Genomic DNA, 17102 nt, shown 5'->3' with positions numbered 1-17102 from the left:
GACGCGCGATTCGGGGAGGCTGTGGGTGCAGGCGGGGGAGCGTATCGGTGACCGGTACGAGTTGACGTATCCGGTCGGTCGCGGAGGAATGGGTCAGGTCTGGGCCGGCTTCGACGAGCGACTCGACCGGCCGGTGGCGATCAAGTTTCTCCGGCAGTTGGACGTGCCGGAGGAGGAGCGCGAGACGGCGGGCAAGCGTTTCCGGCGGGAGGCGAGAGCGACCGCCAGGCTCGACCATCCCGGCGTGCCGGCCGTACACGACCTGGGCGTACACGGTGAGGATCTATACCTTGTCATGCAGCTCGTGCCAGGGATCGTCCTCGCCGATCACATCGCCGAGCAGGAACAACTGCCTGTCGGCGAGGCGGCCTCCATCGCCATGCAGGTCTGTTCGGTGCTCATGGCCGCCCACGCAGCCTCCCTCGTGCACCGTGACCTGAAACCCCAGAACCTCATGATCACCCCGTCCGGGGTAATCAAGGTGCTCGACTTCGGCGTTGCCGCGCTGCTCGGGCCGGCCGAAGCGTCACGCCTCACCGCGACCGGTCGAACGCTCGGCACCCCCGCCTACATCGCACCCGAGCAAGCTCAGGGTGGCCCGGTAGGGCCGGCGGCCGATCTCTACGCCTTGGGCTGCATCTTCTTCGAGATGCTCGGCGGTAACCCTCCCTATGAGGCGGCGAACGCCCCAGACCTGATGCGCCGCCATATCGATTCGCCAATTCCCATCATCACTGAGTATCGATCGGACGTGCCCGACGACCTGGCGCACCTCATCTACTGCCTGCTAGCCAAGGACCCAGCGGAACGGCCAGCGTCGGCTGACGAGGTTCGCCAGCTCGTCACGCCCTTCCTCGATAGCGGCGAATCTCCAGGGCTGGTGGCCGCCCGAACGGACATCAGGTTCTCCAGCGTTGCACCGCTCACCGCTCCCGTCTCGGTGCCGCCGCAGAGATCCCCGCAGAACCTGGTGGAGGTGCGGGCGCTGGCAAGGGAACTCGCCGAGAGCGAGCGTTTCGTGCAGGCTGCCGAGATGTTGGAGCGGGCTCTCCACGTGGTGCCGCAAGGCCGTGAGCGGCTCACCACCGAGATTGTGGCGCTACGAGTGGATCTCGCGAACCTCTTGATGCTCGCAGGTGACTTCCGGCAGGCCCGTCACGCCTTCGAGGCATTGGCCCGAGACCTGGACCAGCCAGGCGGGGAGCAGGATCTTGTCGAGGAGTGCCGACATCAGGCGATCGCCTGCCAGCTTGAGATGGGCGAGGCCACCGACGCCATCGATCCGCTCTCGATCCGCTAATTCATCCGAGACAGGCTATGCCCCTAGCCTGAAATCCTCCGCCACCTGCTGCTTACCAGCTCGCCCGCATCGGTGGTGTCGGTGTTGACCGGATGCACGCCCAACCCAAACCAAACCGGGGGGAGCCTCAACGTCCCTCGCGCTTGGCAGCCCCGATAAAGTCGGTCCATTCCTGAGCGGTGAAGGTAAGTAGCGGTCCCGTGGCGTCCTCGGAATCGCGGACGGCAACGACGCCGGGGATGTTGGTGGCAACCTCGACGCAGTTGCCGCCGTTGCCGCCGCTGCGGGTGCTTTTGCGCCAGACGGCGCCGGTCAGGTCAGTCATCCCGCATCTCCGCTATGACGCTTTTGATCATGTCCGTCGATTGTGCCTCATCGAGAGCCAGCCGCTCCAGACCACGCCATACGTCCCGGTAAGCAGCCAGTTCGTCAGGCTTGTCGAGGTAGAGCGCGCCAGTCAACGATTCGCTGTACGCCACCGACGGCTCTGGCGCAGTTCGTCCGCCGTTGGTCGCCGGGAAGTCGAGGATCACGAACGAGCCCGCGACCGCGCCGGAGTGTGGTCCGGCGGCGAAGGGCAGCACCCGCACGGACACGTTCGGCGTCTCTCCGGCGTCCAGGAGCCGAGTGAGCTGCTCGACCATGACGTTCCGGCTGCCGACGGCCCGACGCAGCACCGCCTCTGAGAGCACGGCATCCAACCGGGGTGGCTGCGGCAGCCGCCGACTCAGCAAGCCCTGTCGTTGCAGCCGCACCTCCACCGACCTCTCGCGATCCTCTTCCCCAACAGACGGTTGGTCCAGTCGAGCGAGGTTGAGCGCATACTCCCGTGTCTGCAGCAGGCCGGGGATCAGCGTTTCCTCGTACTCCCGGAGGTGGGCGGCGGCAGACTCCAACCCCACGTACAGTTCGAACCATTTCGGCACCGCGTCCCCGTATGCGTGCCACCAACCCTTCGACTTCGTCTCCGCGGCCAGCCCGCGCATCGCCTCGGTCATCTCGGGCGACACCCCGTACAGCTCGCACATCGCCTTGACGTCGAGCACCCGGACCGAGCCTTGGCCGCATTCGAGGCGCCAGATCTTCTGTCGGCTGTATTCGAGGGCCTCGGCGGCGGCGTCGAGCGTCACCCCGGCCTCGTTGCGGAACTGTCGCAGCAGCCGGCCGAGTTGCCGGCGCGGCACGGTCGATCCGATGTCTTCGGGCATCCGCACACTCCCTGGTTCCATCACGCAACACTGCGTGACCCGCTCCTGCAACTCCTACGGGTTTCAATAAAGAAAGTCAATGCACAACGGCGAAATTGCGGTCTGGAACGTTGCGCTTCCACTGCGCACTGTCGCAGGCTGATCACAACGCGGGGGCCGGCCGGTCCCTCCGAGCGGCCGCCGTGCTCTCTCGAACACAGCAGCCCCGATGCCATACCGCTGATTGGAGCTGCGGTGCCAAGGCGCCACGGGATGGGCGGGCAAGCCCGGCCCGTCCACGATCAGGAAGGCTGACGGACATGAACGCTCGCAATCAGCGACCAACCCCAGTTGGCGGTGGCGCTACCTACCGCTCCACCACGTACACCAGTCTGCTGCCGTGGCAGGTCCGCGAGCGCCGCTTCTCACCGACCGGGCTCGGGCGTCGCGGTCTGAACCCTGACGACGTGTACGCCTTCCTCGACCGGGTCGCCGTCGACATGGCCGCCGTCTACGCCGCTCTCGCCGAGAGTCGCCTCGAGACTGCCCGGATCAAGAGCGCGCTGCGCCATTGGCAGACCGACCAGGCCCATGCCCGCAACGAACGCGACAACACCCGATGAGCCAGCGGTACGTCATCCACCTGCCCGTCGTTGCCAGTGACCTGTCTTCCGCACAACGCCTCGCCCGGGTCATCGGCCGTTGGATGCTGGTGCTCCCGATGGTTGACCCGGGGGAGACCACCGTCTCCGAAGAGGACCAGCAGTTTCTCCGGTACCGGGTCTTCTGTGACCTGCGGCTGCCTGGCGGCCGGCGCTGCCTGCTCCGCGACGGCCACGACGGCCCCTGCGCCCGCCGCCTGCACCGCTGACAGAGCCAGATGATCCGTCATCTCAACTGCCCGTTGAGCCGAGTGCGGTCGTGATCATCAGGCCGCTAACGTCCGCAGCACGGGAGGTGACGGGGATGGTCGTTCAGCGTTGGGACGCCTGGTTCGAGGAGGAGCACCTTGTCCTCCGGCGATGGCGGTTGCTGCCGTGGCCGAGGACCTACGTCAGGCGGATACCGCTGGCCGCGATCCTCGATATCGGGTCACTCACCGCGGCCGACTATGCGAAGCGACGCGCGCAACTCACCGTTCAGGACACGTCGGCACCACACCTGACCGAGGCCATCCCGGTCCGGTTCACGTCGGAGCAGTGGGCATTCGCCGGCTGGTTCGTGGGGGAACGGCAAGCGGTCCCGGCCGAGCCGCCGCAACCCGGCGCGGGGATGTCGTCGGGAGGGGCGACCTCGCCCCGCCCGACTGTCGACGTGCCGGCACAGTCGCGGCGACGAGTGCAGCCGCCGGCCGCTCTGCAAAGCCATCTCTCTGCCAAGCCGGCCTCGTTCACGCCGTCGTCCAGACCAGCTACCCCGTCGACAACTCCTGTGATGCGAGCCGGCGATGGCAAGCGGCCTGTGTGGCTGTGGTCCCAGAACGGAAAGATCCACGCCTCCCTCGTGCCGGTAGCCAACGCCTCGCAACACCGGCTGGGCCCCGCCGATGTCGCCCATCTCCTGCTCGCTGACCCATCCAGGGCTATGCCGGCCATCCGTGCGTTGACCGGCGCAGCCGACAGCCAGCAAGCTCTGGCTCACCTACGGAGCTGGCAGCGGTCAGACCGGGTCGTCGTCAACCTGAGTGCCTCCGACCTCGCGGGGCGGCGGGTCACGGAGGCGCTGCAAAAACCGGGCCGGAGCAACCCGGACGGCAGCGTGCGGACCGTGTCCGGCGGCCTTCCGACTCTGAACAAGCGCCGCCGATGAGCCTGAGCCAAGGGGACGCCGGCCGCACATGGATAGCGGAGCCGGTCCTCGGAAGCGATGCCTGCGTCTCCGTCGTTCCTCAGGCGGTCACCAGCCGACGCCGATGCCGTCGAGCAGGTTGATGAGTTCGTCGTCGCGGGTTACCTCGTAACCACGCTCGCGCAGCTCCGCGACCAGTTCAGCCTCGCCGTCGAGCGGAACCTTCAGGTACTCACCGTCGTGAACCGTGAGCACGACTTCGCCGTACCTGTCCTGCAGGTCCTGCGGCAGTACGTCGAGCGCCCGCACCGTGACCATCTTGGGCCAGTCCCCGTCAACGATCGCACCCAGCTCGGTGATGTCGAAGGGCTTGTCGTCGGCGTGGTCGTCCTTAGGCTCGTAGTAGTCAGGGCCGGCCGGGTTCCACAGGTGGGTCATCTGAACCTGCCGGGCCTCGCCCCAGGTCCGCGCTGAGGCAAGCGCCCTGATCTCCGCGGCCTCCCCGGCGGCGGTAGGGGCGTCGATGAAGGCGAGGCAGTCGTGATTGGTGGCGTGGCCGTAGACCAGGTGCTGGTGGTGCGTTGTCATGGCCCACATCCTGCCTCAGGCGTACGACAACCAAGATCGTCTTACGGCCGGGGCCCTCTCCGCCGGTCGGGTGACCGCTAGGCTGGCCCTCCCTGGTCTCCCCGCCTGGAGAAACGCCCATGTCCGACAGCGTCTTCGCGCAGTTCACCGCCGCCGACGACCAACTCGCCGTCGCGTTGCTCGTACGACCTACTGGGAACCGACCAGCGGATACGTGGCCTGATGCGAAACGCGCTCCGCGACGATCATCGACGTTGAGGGACCTGTGGAACAGCACCCGACCCTGGGCCGGGTACGCCTGGCCCGATGGCGTCGACCCGCAGACGCGGCCGTACCGGGTCACTCAGGCAAGCAACGACCGGGCGTTCGAGGAGGTGCCACCCGAGGAGGTGGCCAACGCCTTCGTACACGTGCTCGAGAGCATGTCGAGCATGGACGAGGAGCGGCTGCTGCGCGCCGGCCTGGAGCGGCTCGGCTACCGTCGGCGCACCGACAAGATCGACAAGCTGCTCCGGTACGGGCTGCACGTCGCCGTGACCAGCGGTCGCCTTCGCTTCGACCAGGAGGGACGCCGGACCCTCGGCTGATGAGCATCACCAGGCGATGGCGTCGCGGACCAGCAGCCTGACGGCGGCCACCAGACCCGCGGCTCCCTCGGTGATCGCGGCCAGCGTGCCCGCGCCGTGGGCGAGGGCGGTAATGGCCTGCTGTTGCTCGCCCGCCCAAGCCCGACAGGCGGGGCCGGCGCTGCCGCGCCCGCTCGTGCCGTCCATCGGAATGTCGAGGATGTCGCCGGAGCGCCCTTGGTGATTCGCCCGATGGGGATGAGGCAGCCTCACCCCCTGTCCCGGGAGGCTGTCGAGGTACCAGTTCGCTCGGCACTCGAGACGTGAAGTGTGCGATCGCGGCGCATTGAGGTCATGGGCTCGTAACCGGCGGTTCGACGGCGATCGGGCCGGAGAGGAGAATTCAGGTGGAATACGAGGATTTCATCAACGCAGTGGCCACGCGGGCGAAGGTGTCGACCGATCAGGCGGCGACACTCACCAGCGCCACGTTGCAGACATTGGCAGATCGGATCAGCGCCGGCCAGGCTGAGAACCTTGCCTATCAGCTTCCCGATGGGCTTGACGATCAACTGCGCAAACCGCCACCGCATAGAAGGCAGGAACCTGCCCAGTCGTTCGGGCTCGACGAGTTCGTGCGGCGGGTGGCGGACCGCCCGGCCGTCGACCGTGCGCTCGCCGCTGCCGGGGTCGGCGCGGTGCTCACCACGCTCCGTGAGGCTGTTTCCCGTGACCAGTTCGAGGACGCGGTGGCCCAGCTTCCGAAGGAGTTCCAGCAGGTGATCGAACCGGTGGGTGCCGGTGGCGGGCAGCGCCGCGGGTAGCACGCACGGACGCCGCGACGCGCCCCAACGAGTCGGGAAGGAGAACTGGTGAACTACGCCGAGTTTCTCGAAGCGGTGGGGAAGCGGGCGCGAATGCCGGCGACGGAGGCGGCGAACGTCGTCGGAGCCACGCTGACGACCTTGGCGGAAGGGGTCAGTGGCGGCGAGGCGCGGCGGCTGGCCACGCAGCTACCCGGGGAGTTGCGAGGGTACCTGCACAAGGAAGTGAACTTCGCCGAACGGATCGACCTCGTGGAGTTCCTCAATGAGGTGGGGGCGCGCGCGGGAACGGATGGCGACCGGACCATTGAGGTTGCCCGCGCCGTGTTGACGACGCTGCGCGAGGCGGTGAGCGCGGAAGACCTGGAGAACCTGGAATCCGAGCTGCCAAAGGACTTCCGGCGGCTGCTCCGTCCGGTGGACCGCAGCGTCGGGGCCTGAACCGAGCCCACGTCCTGGCCCGATCCGGGTACGGTGCGCGGGTGGAGGTTGGATTCGCCCCGCCCGTCTCCGGCTCGTGGGCCACACCCGATTGCATGATCCACGTCGCCCGCCGCGCCGAGCAGCTCGGATACCACTCGCTTTGGACGTTCCAGCGGCTCCTGGTGCCCGCCGACCTTGGTTGGAGCGAGACCTACCACAGCGTCCAGGATCCGCTGACCACGCTGGCGTTCCTGGCGGCCCACACCACGCGGATCCGGCTCGGCGTGGCGGTGCTCAACATGCCGTTCATCTCTCCGGTGCTGCTGGCCAAGCAGACCGCGACCGTCGACATCCTCGCCGGCGGACGGCTCGACGTGGGACTGGGCCTCGGCTGGGCGGACGAGGAGTATCAGGCGACGGGTGTGAGCAAGCATCGGCGGGGCCAGCGCGCCGAGGAGTTCCTCGCCGTTCTTCGTACCCTGTGGCAGAACGACGTCGTCGAGCATCGCGGCGAGTTCTACCAGGTCCCGCCGACGCGCCTGGAGCCGAAACCCGTGCAGCGGCCGCACCCGCCGATTCTGCTCGGTGGCCAGGCGCCCGCCGCGTTGCGCCGGGCCGGCCGGCTCGCCGACGGCTGGGTCAGTGGCAGCCAGGCGGACCTGACGGGCATCGGCGAGGCGGTCGCGACCGTCAAGGCCGCCGCTGCGGAGGCCGGCCGCGATCCCGGCTCACTGCGATTCGTCTGCCGCGGTGCGGTCCGCGTACGCCCGAGTGGCCCGCCCGGGCGCGAGCCCCTCACCGGCACGCTCGAGCAGATCCGCTCGGATTTCGGCAGGCTTGCCGAAGCCGGCATCACCGAAGTGTTCGTCGACCTCAACTTCGATCCGGAGATCGGCTCACCCCGTGCCGACGCGCAGGCGTCGCTGCGTCGGGCCGACGAGGTGCTCGACGCCCTCGCTCCGACCCGCTGACACCCTGATCGGCGCTCACCCGGCCGGGTCGGCTGCCGCGTCCGCCGCGGTCCACGCCGACCAGGCGCTCACCGCTACCGCGATCACCGGCCCGGCTGGTGGCCGCTGGACGTACTGCGGGTACTTGTCGGCCAGCGCCGCGCGGGCCGTGGCCTCCTCCGCGCGGTCCTGCACCAGCCGGCCGTGCCCGTCCAGGCGGACCCACCACAGCCGCGACCAGTCCTCGTCGTACTCGTCGACCAGCAGGCAGGCATGCCCGGTCGCCTGGATGTTCTCCAGCCGGCGTAGCCGCCGGTGGCGCTTGGGCTTCTCGTCCACCGCGTGGTAGACGACCTCGTCGAGCAGCACGAAGCACACAGGCACCAGGTGCGGACGCCCATCCGCTGCGACGGTGGCCAGCCGGGCCACCCTGGCCGACCGGACCCGATGCCGGATCTCGTCGGCGGGCACAGGCCCGACGGTAACAGCCGACACCGTTCGTGATGACTCGTTGTCGCCGCCGGGCGTCGTCAAGCCGGTGGGTGTGCCGGCGCCGCACGCGGGTACGCCCTGCCGATCGGACCCGGGGGAGGCGTGATGGCGAGCGAGGCGCCCGACTACTTCCAGCCCGAGGCTGGGCTGGTGCTGACGCACCTGCTGATCGTGCGGGATGTGGACCGTTCACGGGATTTCTACCAGCGGGTGCTGGGGGCGACGGTGGTGCGTGAACGCCAGCCGGCGATCCTGCGGTTCCACAACAGCTACATCGTGATCAACGACGAGGGTGGTCCGACCGACGACAAGCCGGATGTGCAGGCGCAGGCGCCGCCGGATTCGCGGACGCTCAGCAGCGCGATGAACATCCGGGTCACCGACGTCCGGGCGGTCTATGAGCAGTGGCGGTCACGAGGTGGGGAGTTCCTGACCGAGCCGAAGGACCACGGCGTCGAGATCCGGTGCTACCTGCGTGATCCGGACGGCTACCTGATCGAGCTCGGCCAGGGCACCGGGATCCTCGCCGAGATGGGTCGCGCAGCCACTGCCTGAGCCTGACGACAGGCGCCTCCGGCACCCCTGGTCACGGCCAGATCAACCATCGTGATCGGGCCCCTGGTGATCATGGCGGTACCCTGTGGTCGGTCTGCGTCCCATGTGTCCTACGGCGAGACTCGTACCTCTACCGAGCTGATGAACCACCGGAAGTCGGACGTGCTGTCAATGGACACGTCGTTTGTGCCGCTGATGTCGAACGAACGCGTCCCGGCGCACACGATGACGGACTGACCTGCCGGCACCGGTCCCGCGCTGAACAGCTGCGCGAAGTAGTGGGCGCCACGGGTCAACTTCTCCTGCAGGAAGCTCTCGTCGTCGTCGGTCTCCTCGTCGAAGACCGACATCTCGGCGTACGAGGGCTCGGCCACGTTGGGATGCAGGACGTCGAGCATCAGGAAGTTCCGCTGGCCTGTGCTGGAGTTCGACCATCCCCATTCGTCCTCTGTCTCCAGGCGGTGCGTCGCCTCGACGCACTGCGCGTCGATGAGGACCTCGACCAGACCGGTGGTGGGCGGCACGAAGGCGAACGCTATCGAGCTGAACGCGTCGCCGGACGCGTAGTCGAAGTCGCCGGCGTCGCTGTTTTCCATCGTGATCGAGATGCCCACGTCTCCGACCGACGGGTTCAGCGTGTGAATCCGATCAACGACGAAGTTGTCGTTGTGCACCGGGACGAAGCCGAAGTTGAACCCGAAGAACGGCGGCCGGAACACTTCCCACCGGTGCGGGTCCTGGCTGTCGTCCGGTTCGAAGACTCCCCAGGGGAGCGCGCGATCGTGGAACGGAGACAGACTCAACCATTTGTCGAGGTTGTTCGAGAGGTGGAATCCGTTGTCGATGTTGTCGTCGACCGTGAAGGCGTCGGTTAGTGAATCGTGGTATTCCGTCGCTATTGCGGCAATGGCCTCGCGCCTGACGTCTCGACTTCGCAGGAATGCGTCGGCCTTGTGTTTCCTGGCTTTGTTGAGTTTCGCGTAGGGCGACCTCAACCCTTGGGGCGGCTGAAGCAGGTCACGAAAAGTCAACCGTTCCTGCCGCATCAGTTGCCTCAAGTCCGCCCAGTTGTCGTCTCCGAGCAGGCGCTGCAGCCGCTGGCTTGCCTGAGCCGACAGTTTCGCGGCCTTGCTACTGCGCTTTTTGGTGATCGTCTGGAGGCGCTGCTCACGCTCCTGCGTTGCCCCGTCCGCCGATCGCTGGGCTTCCACGGGAAACTGGCGAAAATTGCGAACTATTTTATAGGTACTGACCACGTGAACCACCCCACTAAAACGTTGCCTACATGCTGCTTCACATTTGTCCGGCTGGCCATACGGGTTCTGCTATGTATGCAACGCCGCATATGCCGTCAGTTGGCATTAATCGGTCTATTGCCCCTCAGGGCCCTGCGTCGCCGCTGGCCTCGCGTCACCTGCGCGACGAGGGATCCGCGCGACGCGCCCGTCGAACCGCCCAGAGGATGCCTTGGCAGACCACGACACCGGCGCCGGCGTTCAGCACGGCCAGCCCGGACGCGGCAGCGATCGAGCCCGGCTCGATGGTCATCGTGCCCGTGGCGACGAGCAGTATCGGCCAACCAACGGCGGCGATCAGGAGCGGCAGCCACCACCAGCGCCCGAGGAGCAGGCCAACGAGGACCAGGGTCGGGATCATGGCACGGCCCCTTCGTGTCCTCCGCACCGCCGTCCCTACAGGAACGTCCCGAGACCGCTCCGGCGGCCACGAGGACCGCCGCAGCCAGCTCGTTCTCAGGGAACGTGCGAGGCGTACGTCGACTGGCCCGGATCAGACCTGCGTGATGACGTTCTTGCCGTACGAGGAGAGGGTCTTCTCCTTGTCGTCGTGCATGAGGTAGAGGGCGAAGTTGTGCACCCCGATCTCCTTGAGCTCCAGCAGCCGGTCGACATGGGCTGACTCCGGGCCGACGAGGCAGAACCGGTCGACGATCTCATCGGGCACGAAGTCGGTGGACGGATTGCCGGCGCGGCCGTGGTGCGCGTAGTCGTAGCCCTCGCGCCCCCTGATGTAGTCGGTGAGCGCCTTCGGCACGACCCCGGAGTCACCGTAGCGGGCGACCAGGTCGGCCACGTGGTTGCCGACCATGCCGCCGAACCAGCGCAGCTGATCCCGCTGGTGCGCGAGGTTGGTGCCCACGTAAGCCGGCGCGGCCACGCACATCGTGATCGAGTCGGGATCTCGACCTGCCGCGGTGGCCGCATCGCGTACCGAGCCGATCGTCCAGCGGGCGATGTCGGGATCGGCCGTCTGCAGGATGAAGCCGTCGGCCTGCTCGCCGACCAGCCGCAGCGCTTTCGGGCCGTAGGCGGCCATCCAGATCTCCAGCCTGCCATCACGCACCCACGGGATGCGCACCGGCGTGCCGTGGTGTTCGACCTCGTTGCCTTCGGCCAGCTCTTTGATGACGTGCATCGCTTCCTTCAGCGTGGCCAGACTCGCCGGCGGCTGGCCGATGACCCGCCGGGCCGAGTCGCCGCGGCCGATCCCACACACCGTGCGGTTGCCGAACATGTCGTTGAGCGTGGCGAAGAGCGACGCGGTGACCGACCAGTCGCGGGTGCTCGGGTTGGTCACCATCGGCCCGACGATCAGGTGCTTGGTTGCGGCGAGGACCTGCGAGTAGATGACGAACGGCTCCTGCCACAGCACGCAGGAGTCGAACGTCCACCCGTAGCGAAACCCGTTGTCCTCGGCGGCGGTGAGGCCGGCCACGACGTCGCGGGCCGGCGGGTCGGTCTGGAGTACGACACCGAAGTCCATCGCTTCTCCTTTTCAACAGTTGCTTAGGCGGGAACCCCGGTCCTTCAGGGCCGGAGGAACGCTGTTGCGGACCGGGATGCTTCTGGTTTTCGATGTACTCCTTGACCACGGCGAGTGGTGCGCCGCCGCAGGACCCGGCGAAGTACGACGGGGACCACAGGTGCGCGCCCCACGGGTACCGGTGCAGGTGCGGTTCGCGCTCCTGGCGCAGTCGGCGGGCCGATACGCCTTTGAGGCTGTTGACCAGTTTCGACAGTGCGAGGGCCGGCGGGTAATGCACGAGCAGGTGGACGTGGTCGTCCTCGCAGTTGAACTCGCGCAGCTCTGCGGAAGTCGGTGCAGACGTCGGTCATGATCTGCTGGCAGCGAGTGAGGATGGGGTTGAGGTGAGCGCGTCCCCGCCGGTACTTCGTGGTGAGGACCAAGTGGGCATGCAGGTTGTGGACGACTGAGCGACCTCGGCGAACATCCGGGTGTGGGGTCCATCTGGGTGACATAGGCCGAAGCTACGGTGGTCGTGTGAAGCTGGTCGTGCAGGTGAAGCTGCTGCCGACGCCCGGGCAGGCGTCGGCGTTGGAGGCGACCCTGCGCGCGTGCAACACGGCGGCGTCCGACGTGGCGGCCGTGGCCCGGGAGACCGGGGTGTACCGGAACTACGACCTGCGTAAGCAGGTCTACGCCGGGATCAAGGCTGACTAAGCCCTGGGTGCCCAAGCGGCCCAGCATGTGATCAAGAAGGTCTCCGACGCCTACGCCACCTTGAAGGCGAACCTGCGGGCTGGCACCTACGGCAAGCCCGGCTCGAAGCGGCGCCGGAAGGTGGAGACCAATCCGATCGGGTTCCGCTGGAACGCGGCCCAGCCCTATGACGCCCGGATGCTGTCCTGGCAGGCCGATGCCCGGACCGTGTCCATCTGGACCACGCACGGCCGGCTCAAGGGCGTCGCCTATACCGGGTCTGCCGACCAGCTCAAGGCGATCGCCACCAGCAAGACCGGCGAGTCGGACCTGATCTTCCGGGACGGCATGTGGTTCCTGTACGCCACCGTCGAGGTGTGCGAACCTGAACTGATCGACCCGTCCGGCTTCCTTGGCGTGGACATGGGCATCGCTAACATCGCCTACGACTCCGACGGCACTCGCTACGCGGGCGACCGGCTCAACGGCTACCGCCGGCGGCAGCTGCGGTTGCGCAAGCGGTTGCAGAAGAAGGGCACCAAGTCGGCCCGACGGCTGCTGGCGCGGCGCAACAAGAAGGAAGCGCGGCACGCCGGGAACGTCAACCACTGCATCGCCAAGACCATCGTGACCGAGGCTGTACGCACCGGTCGCGGCATCGCCGTCGAAGAACTGACGGGGATCCGCGAACGGGTCCGGCTCCGCAAGCCCCAACGGGTCACACTGCACTCGTGGTCGTTTCACCAGCTCGGCAGCTTCCTGGACTACAAGGCCCGCCGAGCAGGTGTACCGCTGGTCCGGGTCGACCCGCGGTACACCTCCCAGACCTGCAACGGCTGCGGGCACCGCGACAAGCGGAACCGGCCGGACCAGGAAACCTTCCACTGTCGGTCGTGCGGGGTCGTTGCCCACGCCGACCACAATGCGGCGCTCAACATCGCCCAGCGCGGCGTCGAGGGCTGGGGCGCAGTCAACCGTCCGCACGCGGCATCACCCTGCATCCAGTAGGGGGACTGACCTGCAAGCCTGCCCATTCATAGGCGGGTAGTTGACACCAGGTACTGGCTGAGATCGCGCTTCAGGAACCTGCCGTGCCCGGCCGCGCCGTGGAAAGCGTTGCCGTCGACCACGACCCGACCACGGGACAGCACGGTGGAGACCTTTCCGGTCAACTCCATGCCCTCGTACGCGGAATAGTCCACGTTCATGTGGTGGGTGCTGGCCGAGATGGTCTGCTGGGCCGTCGGGTCGTACACCGTGATGTCCGCGTCGGCGCCCGGCGCGATGACGCCCTTACGCGGGTAGAGCCCGAACATCTTGGCGGGCGTGGTCGAGCTGATCTCCACCCAGCGCGCCAGGGTGATCTCGCCTTTCACGACGCCCTGATAGAGCAGGTCCATCCGGTGCTCGACGCCGGGCATCCCGTTCGGGATCTTGGAGAAGTCTCCCCGGCCCAGCTCCTTCTGGTCCTTGAAGCAGAAGGGGCAGTGGTCGGTGGACACCAGCGACAGGTCGTTGGTGCGCAGGCCCCGCCACAGTTCCGCCTGGTGCTCCTTGGTGCGCAGCGGGGGAGAGGCGACGTACTTCGCGCCCTCGAAGTCGGGCTTGGCCAGATCCTCCAGCGACAGGAACAGGTACTGCGGGCAGGTCTCGGCGAACACGTTCTGCCCGGTGTCACGCGCCTGGGTGACCGCGTCCAGGGCGTGCGCGGCGGAGAGGTGCACGATGTACAGCGGCGAGCCGGTGACCTTGGCCAGCGCGATCGCCCGCGAGGTCGCCTCGCCCTCCAGCTCGGGCGGCCGGGTCAGGCCGTGCTGCACCGGGTCCGTCTGACCGTTGGCCAGCGCCTGGAGGACGAGCTGGTCGATGGCGATGCCGTTCTCCGCGTGCATCATGATCATCGACCCGGTGTCCCGGGCCTTCTGCATCGCCCGCAGGATCTCCCCGTCGGTGGCGTAGAAGACTCCCGGATAGGCCATGAACATCTTGAACGTGTTGACGCCCGCGTCGATGCAGGCCTCCATCTCCTTCAGAGACGTGTCGTTGACGTCTGAAATGATCATGTGGAACCCGTAGTCGATCGCGCAGTTGCCGTCGGCCTTGCTGTGCCACTTGTCCAGCGCGGACAGCACGGACGTGCCCTTGCCCTGTACGGCGAAGTCGACGATGGTCGTCGTGCCGCCCCAGGCTGCCGCGATTGTCCCGGTCTCGAAATTGTCCGCCGAGAACGTGCCACCGAACGGCATCTCCATGTGGGTGTGGCCGTCGATGCCGCCCGGCACCACGTACTTCCCGGCGGCGTCGATCACGCGCTCGGCACCGGACGCCCACTGCTCGGCCAGACCCGAGTCGGGCGCGGCGAGCGCCGCTATCCGCTCGCCCTCGACCAGCACGTCCGCCGGGTACGCCCCGGTGGCGTTGACGACTGTTCCGTTGCGGATGACGATGCTCACGGCGTCACCAGCGATTCGTACGTCTCGGGACGCCGGTCGCGGTAGAAGGCCCACAGGTCACGGACCTCGGCCAGCTTGTCCATGTCCAGGTCGCGGACGACGACCTCCTCCTCGGTGTCCGACGCCGCGTCGCCGACCAGCTGCCCGCGCGGGTCCACGAAGTACGACTGCCCGTAGAAGTCGTTGTCGCCCAACGGCTCCACGCCGACCCGGTTGATCGCGCCGACGTAGTACTCGTTGGCGACCGCGGCCGCGGGCTGCTCCAGCCGCCACAGGTACTCCGACAGGCCGCGGCTCGTCGCCGACGGGTTGAAAACGATCTTCGCGCCGGCCAGGCCGAGCGCCCGCCAGCCCTCGGGGAAGTGCCGCTCGTAGCAGATGTAGACGCCGATGCGCCCCACGGCGGTGTCGAACACCGGATAGCCGAGGTTCCCCGGCCGGAAGTAAAACTTTTCCCAGAACCCCTTCACCTGCGGAATGTGGTTCTTCCGGTGCTTACCGAGGTAGGTGCCGTCGGCGTCGATCACCGCGGCGGTGTTGTAGTAGACACCGGGCTGCTCCTGCTCGTACATCGGCACGATCAGCACCACGCCGTGCTGCTCGGCGACCTCGCGCATCAGCGCGGTCGTCGGCCCGTCCGGGATGGCCTCCGTGTACGAGTAGTAGTCCGCGTCCTGGATCTGGCAGAAGTACGGGCCGTAGAACAACTCCTGCAGGCACACCACCTGTGCGCCCTGCGAGGCGGCGCTGCGGATCGCTTCCACCGCGTTCGCGATCATCGACTCCTTGTCGCCGGTCCACTTCTGCTGCACCAGCCCGGCTCGGATGATGTTGCTCACTTCTCCCCCTTCGCGTGCGCGGTGCGCGGCATCGACAGCGCCAGGTAGACGAGGAACCCGGCGACCAGCCCGACCAACCAGCTGTAGTCGTAGAGCGGCTTGAGGAACGGGATGAGCCCGTCCTCCGGGAACGGCCCCTTGCCGGGTGCGGAGTAGGCGCCACCCACCGCGAGGACCGCGCCGACGACGGTGGCGAGGACCGCTGCCCAGTTCCAGCCGCCGGAGAACCAGTACCTGCCCTCGGGGCGGTAGAGGGCCGGCAGTTGGAGCCTGGTGCGGTTGCGAACCCAGTACCCGGCGACGAGTACGCCGGCGACCGCGCCGAGCAGGCCGCCGTAGAACCCGAGCCAGACGAAGATGTAGATGTTGGGGTCCTGCACCAGCCGCCACGGCTGGATCAGGATGCCGAGCACGCCGGTGATCAGCCCTCCGGTCCGGAAGTTGACCAGTCGGGGCGCGGCGTTGGAGAAGTCGTACGCCGGACTGACCGTGTTCGCGGCGACGTTCACCGACAGCGTGGCGACCACGACGGTGAACAGGCCGAGCGCGACGACCAGCGGGTTCTCGAACTTGGCCGCGAGCTGGATGGGGTCCCAGATGGCCTCGCCGTAGATCACGGCCGTGCCCGAGGTGATCAGGATGGACAGGATGGCGAAGAACGACATCGTGGTCGGCAGGCCGAGGATCTGGCCGGTCGCCTGCTGCCGCTGGCTGCCGCCGAACCGGGTGAAGTCGGGGATGTTCAGCGACAGCGTCGCCCAGAAGGCGATCATCCCCATCAGTGACGGCGCGAACAGCTTCCAGAAGTCGGCGCCCCAGCCCAGCTTCGACGGCTGGGACAGGATCGGGCCGAGCCCGCCCGCCTCGACCAGCACCCAGATCAGCAGGGCGACGGCGACCACGATGACGAACGGTGCGGCCCAGTTCTCGAAGCGCCGCAGGGTGTCCATGCCCCGCCAGATGATCGCCATCTCGATCGCCCAGAACAGGAAGAACGAGGCCCACAGCGTCCACGGGTAGTCCATCACCGTCGCCGCGTCGACCCACCAGGAGCCGAGCAGCTTGCCGGCGATCGCGTAGATCGCCTCGCCGCCGATCCAGGTCTGGATGCCGAACCAGCCGCACGCGATGAAGGCGCGCAGCAGGGCCGGGAGGTTCGCGCCGCGGACTCCGTAGAACGCGCGGGCGAAGACCGGGAACGGGATCCCGTACTTCGTGCCCGCGTGGCTGTTCAACAGCATCGGGATCAGGACGAGCAGATTGCCCAGCGTGATCGTGAGGAACGCCTGCACCCAGTTCATGCCGAGCTGGATGAGCCCGGCGGCGAGCAGGTAGGTGGGGATGTTGTGCGCCATGCCGATCCACAGCGCCGCGAAGTTGTACGTGGTCCAGGTGCGCTTCTCGATGGGCACCGGGGCGAGCTCTTCGTTGAAGTACGGGCTGTCGGCGATCGTGGAGAAGTCACGCAGCTCGACTCGGCCATCCGGATGCGTGATCTGTGTGCCCGGCTCGACCGCGGTGGTTTCGGCGGGGGGCAGGGGTTCAACGGCCATCGCTCACCTCGCTGTTACGCTGCCGCAACAGTGGCCGGCCAACCGGCGCGGGTGCTGCGGGTGGGGGCGGATCAGCTCGATCTTTATCTCGGAATGGTGGGTGTCCCGGACCCGCCACGGGCAGC

At 67.5% G+C, this 17102-nt stretch carries 22 protein-coding genes and 1 pseudogene; 11 read left to right on the top strand and 12 right to left on the bottom strand.

All coding sequences use genetic code 11. The features are described 5' to 3' along the window. The first annotated feature begins 25 nt into the window (after positions 1 to 25). Positions 26 to 1300: a protein kinase domain-containing protein gene (locus ACWD6N_RS14485; RefSeq protein WP_450004880.1), complete on the top strand. Its 1275-nt coding sequence runs from the start codon at positions 26 to 28 to the stop codon at positions 1298 to 1300. Between the two features lie 127 nt (positions 1301 to 1427). On the opposite strand, the gene ACWD6N_RS14480 is transcribed toward ACWD6N_RS14485, so the two are convergent. Together ACWD6N_RS14480 and ACWD6N_RS14475 are read right to left on the bottom strand one after the other, a co-directional pair. After that, positions 1428 to 1625 carry a DUF397 domain-containing protein gene (locus tag ACWD6N_RS14480; RefSeq protein WP_450004879.1) on the bottom strand — a complete coding sequence of 66 codons (198 nt, stop codon included), beginning with the start codon at positions 1623 to 1625 and terminating at the stop codon, positions 1428 to 1430. Continuing rightward, positions 1618 to 2508, bottom strand: a complete 891-nt coding sequence (locus ACWD6N_RS14475) for a helix-turn-helix domain-containing protein (protein ID WP_450004878.1) — start codon at positions 2506 to 2508, stop codon at positions 1618 to 1620. The genes ACWD6N_RS14480 and ACWD6N_RS14475 overlap by 8 nt, the downstream gene beginning before the upstream one ends. Before the next feature lie 299 nt (positions 2509 to 2807). Between ACWD6N_RS14475 and ACWD6N_RS14470 the strand changes: the two genes are divergently transcribed. The 3 genes from ACWD6N_RS14470 to ACWD6N_RS14460 all read left to right on the top strand — a co-directional run bounded on the left by ACWD6N_RS14470 (position 2808) and on the right by ACWD6N_RS14460 (position 4296). Next, positions 2808 to 3110 carry a DivIVA domain-containing protein gene (locus tag ACWD6N_RS14470; RefSeq protein ID WP_450004876.1) on the top strand — a complete coding sequence of 101 codons (303 nt, stop codon included), beginning with the start codon at positions 2808 to 2810 and terminating at the stop codon, positions 3108 to 3110. After that, complete coding sequence (locus ACWD6N_RS14465) at positions 3107 to 3358, top strand: hypothetical protein (RefSeq protein ID WP_450004875.1); 252 nt, start codon at positions 3107 to 3109, stop codon at positions 3356 to 3358. The genes ACWD6N_RS14470 and ACWD6N_RS14465 overlap by 4 nt, the downstream gene beginning before the upstream one ends. 95 nt (positions 3359 to 3453) lie before the next feature. Then, entirely contained in the window at positions 3454 to 4296 is an 843-nt protein-coding gene (locus tag ACWD6N_RS14460) for a hypothetical protein (protein WP_450004874.1), read from the top strand. An 87-nt stretch (positions 4297 to 4383) separates the two neighbouring features. On the opposite strand, the gene ACWD6N_RS14455 is transcribed toward ACWD6N_RS14460, so the two are convergent. Next, the gene (locus ACWD6N_RS14455; protein WP_450004873.1) at positions 4384 to 4863 is read right to left on the bottom strand and encodes a hypothetical protein; all 480 of its coding nucleotides are present in this window, start codon (positions 4861 to 4863) and stop codon (positions 4384 to 4386) included. 254 nt (positions 4864 to 5117) lie between these two features. On the opposite strand from ACWD6N_RS14455, the gene ACWD6N_RS14450 reads away from it, so the two are divergent. Further along, a complete protein-coding gene (locus ACWD6N_RS14450; RefSeq protein WP_450004872.1) occupies positions 5118 to 5450 on the top strand; it encodes a hypothetical protein in 333 nt (110 codons plus the stop codon). A gap of 6 nt (positions 5451 to 5456) precedes the next feature. Here ACWD6N_RS14450 and ACWD6N_RS14445 read toward each other — a convergent pair whose 3' ends face one another. Beyond that, on the bottom strand, positions 5457 to 5636 hold the full coding sequence (locus tag ACWD6N_RS14445) for a hypothetical protein (protein WP_450004871.1): 180 nt from the start codon (positions 5634 to 5636) through the stop codon (positions 5457 to 5459). Between the two features lie 200 nt (positions 5637 to 5836). Between ACWD6N_RS14445 and ACWD6N_RS14440 the strand changes: the two genes are divergently transcribed. The 3 genes from ACWD6N_RS14440 to ACWD6N_RS14430 are packed head-to-tail and all read left to right on the top strand — an operon-like array spanning position 5837 to position 7647. Beyond that, complete coding sequence (locus tag ACWD6N_RS14440) at positions 5837 to 6253, top strand: DUF2267 domain-containing protein (RefSeq protein ID WP_450004870.1); 417 nt, start codon at positions 5837 to 5839, stop codon at positions 6251 to 6253. A 48-nt stretch (positions 6254 to 6301) separates the two neighbouring features. Continuing rightward, complete coding sequence (locus ACWD6N_RS14435) at positions 6302 to 6694, top strand: DUF2267 domain-containing protein (RefSeq protein WP_450004869.1); 393 nt, start codon at positions 6302 to 6304, stop codon at positions 6692 to 6694. A gap of 41 nt (positions 6695 to 6735) precedes the next feature. Continuing rightward, the gene (locus tag ACWD6N_RS14430) at positions 6736 to 7647 is read left to right on the top strand and encodes a TIGR03619 family F420-dependent LLM class oxidoreductase (RefSeq protein ID WP_450004868.1); all 912 of its coding nucleotides are present in this window, start codon (positions 6736 to 6738) and stop codon (positions 7645 to 7647) included. A gap of 15 nt (positions 7648 to 7662) precedes the next feature. On the opposite strand, the gene ACWD6N_RS14425 is transcribed toward ACWD6N_RS14430, so the two are convergent. Continuing rightward, positions 7663 to 8097 (bottom strand): TIGR03668 family PPOX class F420-dependent oxidoreductase, encoded by a 435-nt coding sequence (locus ACWD6N_RS14425; RefSeq protein WP_450004867.1) that lies wholly within the window; start codon positions 8095 to 8097, stop codon positions 7663 to 7665. 126 nt (positions 8098 to 8223) lie between these two features. On the opposite strand from ACWD6N_RS14425, the gene ACWD6N_RS14420 reads away from it, so the two are divergent. Next, the gene (locus ACWD6N_RS14420) at positions 8224 to 8673 is read left to right on the top strand and encodes a VOC family protein (protein ID WP_450004866.1); all 450 of its coding nucleotides are present in this window, start codon (positions 8224 to 8226) and stop codon (positions 8671 to 8673) included. 110 nt (positions 8674 to 8783) lie between these two features. On the opposite strand, the gene ACWD6N_RS14415 is transcribed toward ACWD6N_RS14420, so the two are convergent. From ACWD6N_RS14415 to tnpA, 4 genes and pseudogenes are all read right to left on the bottom strand, one after another. Further along, positions 8784 to 9929, bottom strand: a complete 1146-nt coding sequence (locus tag ACWD6N_RS14415; RefSeq protein WP_450004865.1) for a hypothetical protein — start codon at positions 9927 to 9929, stop codon at positions 8784 to 8786. Between the two features lie 154 nt (positions 9930 to 10083). After that, complete coding sequence (locus tag ACWD6N_RS14410) at positions 10084 to 10329, bottom strand: hypothetical protein (protein WP_354967380.1); 246 nt, start codon at positions 10327 to 10329, stop codon at positions 10084 to 10086. 132 nt (positions 10330 to 10461) lie between these two features. Then, positions 10462 to 11454 (bottom strand): TIGR03842 family LLM class F420-dependent oxidoreductase, encoded by a 993-nt coding sequence (locus tag ACWD6N_RS14405; protein WP_450004864.1) that lies wholly within the window; start codon positions 11452 to 11454, stop codon positions 10462 to 10464. Positions 11455 to 11527: 73 nt separating this feature from the next. Next, a pseudogene (tnpA, locus tag ACWD6N_RS14400) lies at positions 11528 to 11951 on the bottom strand (IS200/IS605 family transposase); the annotation flags it as partial. Between the two features lie 22 nt (positions 11952 to 11973). On the opposite strand from tnpA, the gene ACWD6N_RS14395 reads away from it, so the two are divergent. Together ACWD6N_RS14395 and ACWD6N_RS14390 are read left to right on the top strand one after the other, a co-directional pair. Continuing rightward, positions 11974 to 12153 carry a hypothetical protein gene (locus ACWD6N_RS14395; protein ID WP_450004863.1) on the top strand — a complete coding sequence of 60 codons (180 nt, stop codon included), beginning with the start codon at positions 11974 to 11976 and terminating at the stop codon, positions 12151 to 12153. 3 nt (positions 12154 to 12156) lie between these two features. Then, positions 12157 to 13140: an RNA-guided endonuclease InsQ/TnpB family protein gene (locus ACWD6N_RS14390; protein WP_450004912.1), complete on the top strand. Its 984-nt coding sequence runs from the start codon at positions 12157 to 12159 to the stop codon at positions 13138 to 13140. Positions 13141 to 13166: 26 nt separating this feature from the next. Here ACWD6N_RS14390 and hydA read toward each other — a convergent pair whose 3' ends face one another. The 3 genes from hydA to ACWD6N_RS14375 are packed head-to-tail and all read right to left on the bottom strand — an operon-like array spanning position 13167 to position 16977. Beyond that, positions 13167 to 14585 carry a dihydropyrimidinase gene (hydA, locus tag ACWD6N_RS14385; protein ID WP_450004862.1) on the bottom strand — a complete coding sequence of 473 codons (1419 nt, stop codon included), beginning with the start codon at positions 14583 to 14585 and terminating at the stop codon, positions 13167 to 13169. Beyond that, complete coding sequence (locus tag ACWD6N_RS14380; RefSeq protein WP_450004861.1) at positions 14582 to 15424, bottom strand: nitrilase-related carbon-nitrogen hydrolase; 843 nt, start codon at positions 15422 to 15424, stop codon at positions 14582 to 14584. Before ACWD6N_RS14380 ends, hydA begins: the two co-directional genes overlap by 4 nt. After that, entirely contained in the window at positions 15421 to 16977 is a 1557-nt protein-coding gene (locus ACWD6N_RS14375) for an NCS1 family nucleobase:cation symporter-1 (protein WP_450004860.1), read from the bottom strand. Before ACWD6N_RS14375 ends, ACWD6N_RS14380 begins: the two co-directional genes overlap by 4 nt. Between the last annotated feature and the right edge of the window lie 125 nt (positions 16978 to 17102).

The organism is Micromonospora sp. NPDC005163 (genome assembly GCF_053599835.1).
This window is presented reverse-complemented; position numbering and strand designations above follow the sequence as displayed.

Coding starts and splice junctions, on each gene's coding strand:
- ACWD6N_RS14420 (WP_450004866.1), top strand. CDS start 8,224: ATGGCGAGCGAGGCGCCCGACTACTTCCAGCCCGAGGCTGGGCTGGTG.
- ACWD6N_RS14460 (WP_450004874.1), top strand. CDS start 3,454: ATGGTCGTTCAGCGTTGGGACGCCTGGTTCGAGGAGGAGCACCTTGTC.
- ACWD6N_RS14410 (WP_354967380.1), bottom strand. CDS start 10,329: ATGATCCCGACCCTGGTCCTCGTTGGCCTGCTCCTCGGGCGCTGGTGG.
- ACWD6N_RS14405 (WP_450004864.1), bottom strand. CDS start 11,454: ATGGACTTCGGTGTCGTACTCCAGACCGACCCGCCGGCCCGCGACGTC.
- ACWD6N_RS14475 (WP_450004878.1), bottom strand. CDS start 2,508: ATGCCCGAAGACATCGGATCGACCGTGCCGCGCCGGCAACTCGGCCGG.
- ACWD6N_RS14455 (WP_450004873.1), bottom strand. CDS start 4,863: ATGACAACGCACCACCAGCACCTGGTCTACGGCCACGCCACCAATCAC.
- ACWD6N_RS14470 (WP_450004876.1), top strand. CDS start 2,808: ATGAACGCTCGCAATCAGCGACCAACCCCAGTTGGCGGTGGCGCTACC.
- ACWD6N_RS14465 (WP_450004875.1), top strand. CDS start 3,107: ATGAGCCAGCGGTACGTCATCCACCTGCCCGTCGTTGCCAGTGACCTG.
- ACWD6N_RS14375 (WP_450004860.1), bottom strand. CDS start 16,977: ATGGCCGTTGAACCCCTGCCCCCCGCCGAAACCACCGCGGTCGAGCCG.
- ACWD6N_RS14480 (WP_450004879.1), bottom strand. CDS start 1,625: ATGACTGACCTGACCGGCGCCGTCTGGCGCAAAAGCACCCGCAGCGGC.
- ACWD6N_RS14445 (WP_450004871.1), bottom strand. CDS start 5,636: ATGGACGGCACGAGCGGGCGCGGCAGCGCCGGCCCCGCCTGTCGGGCT.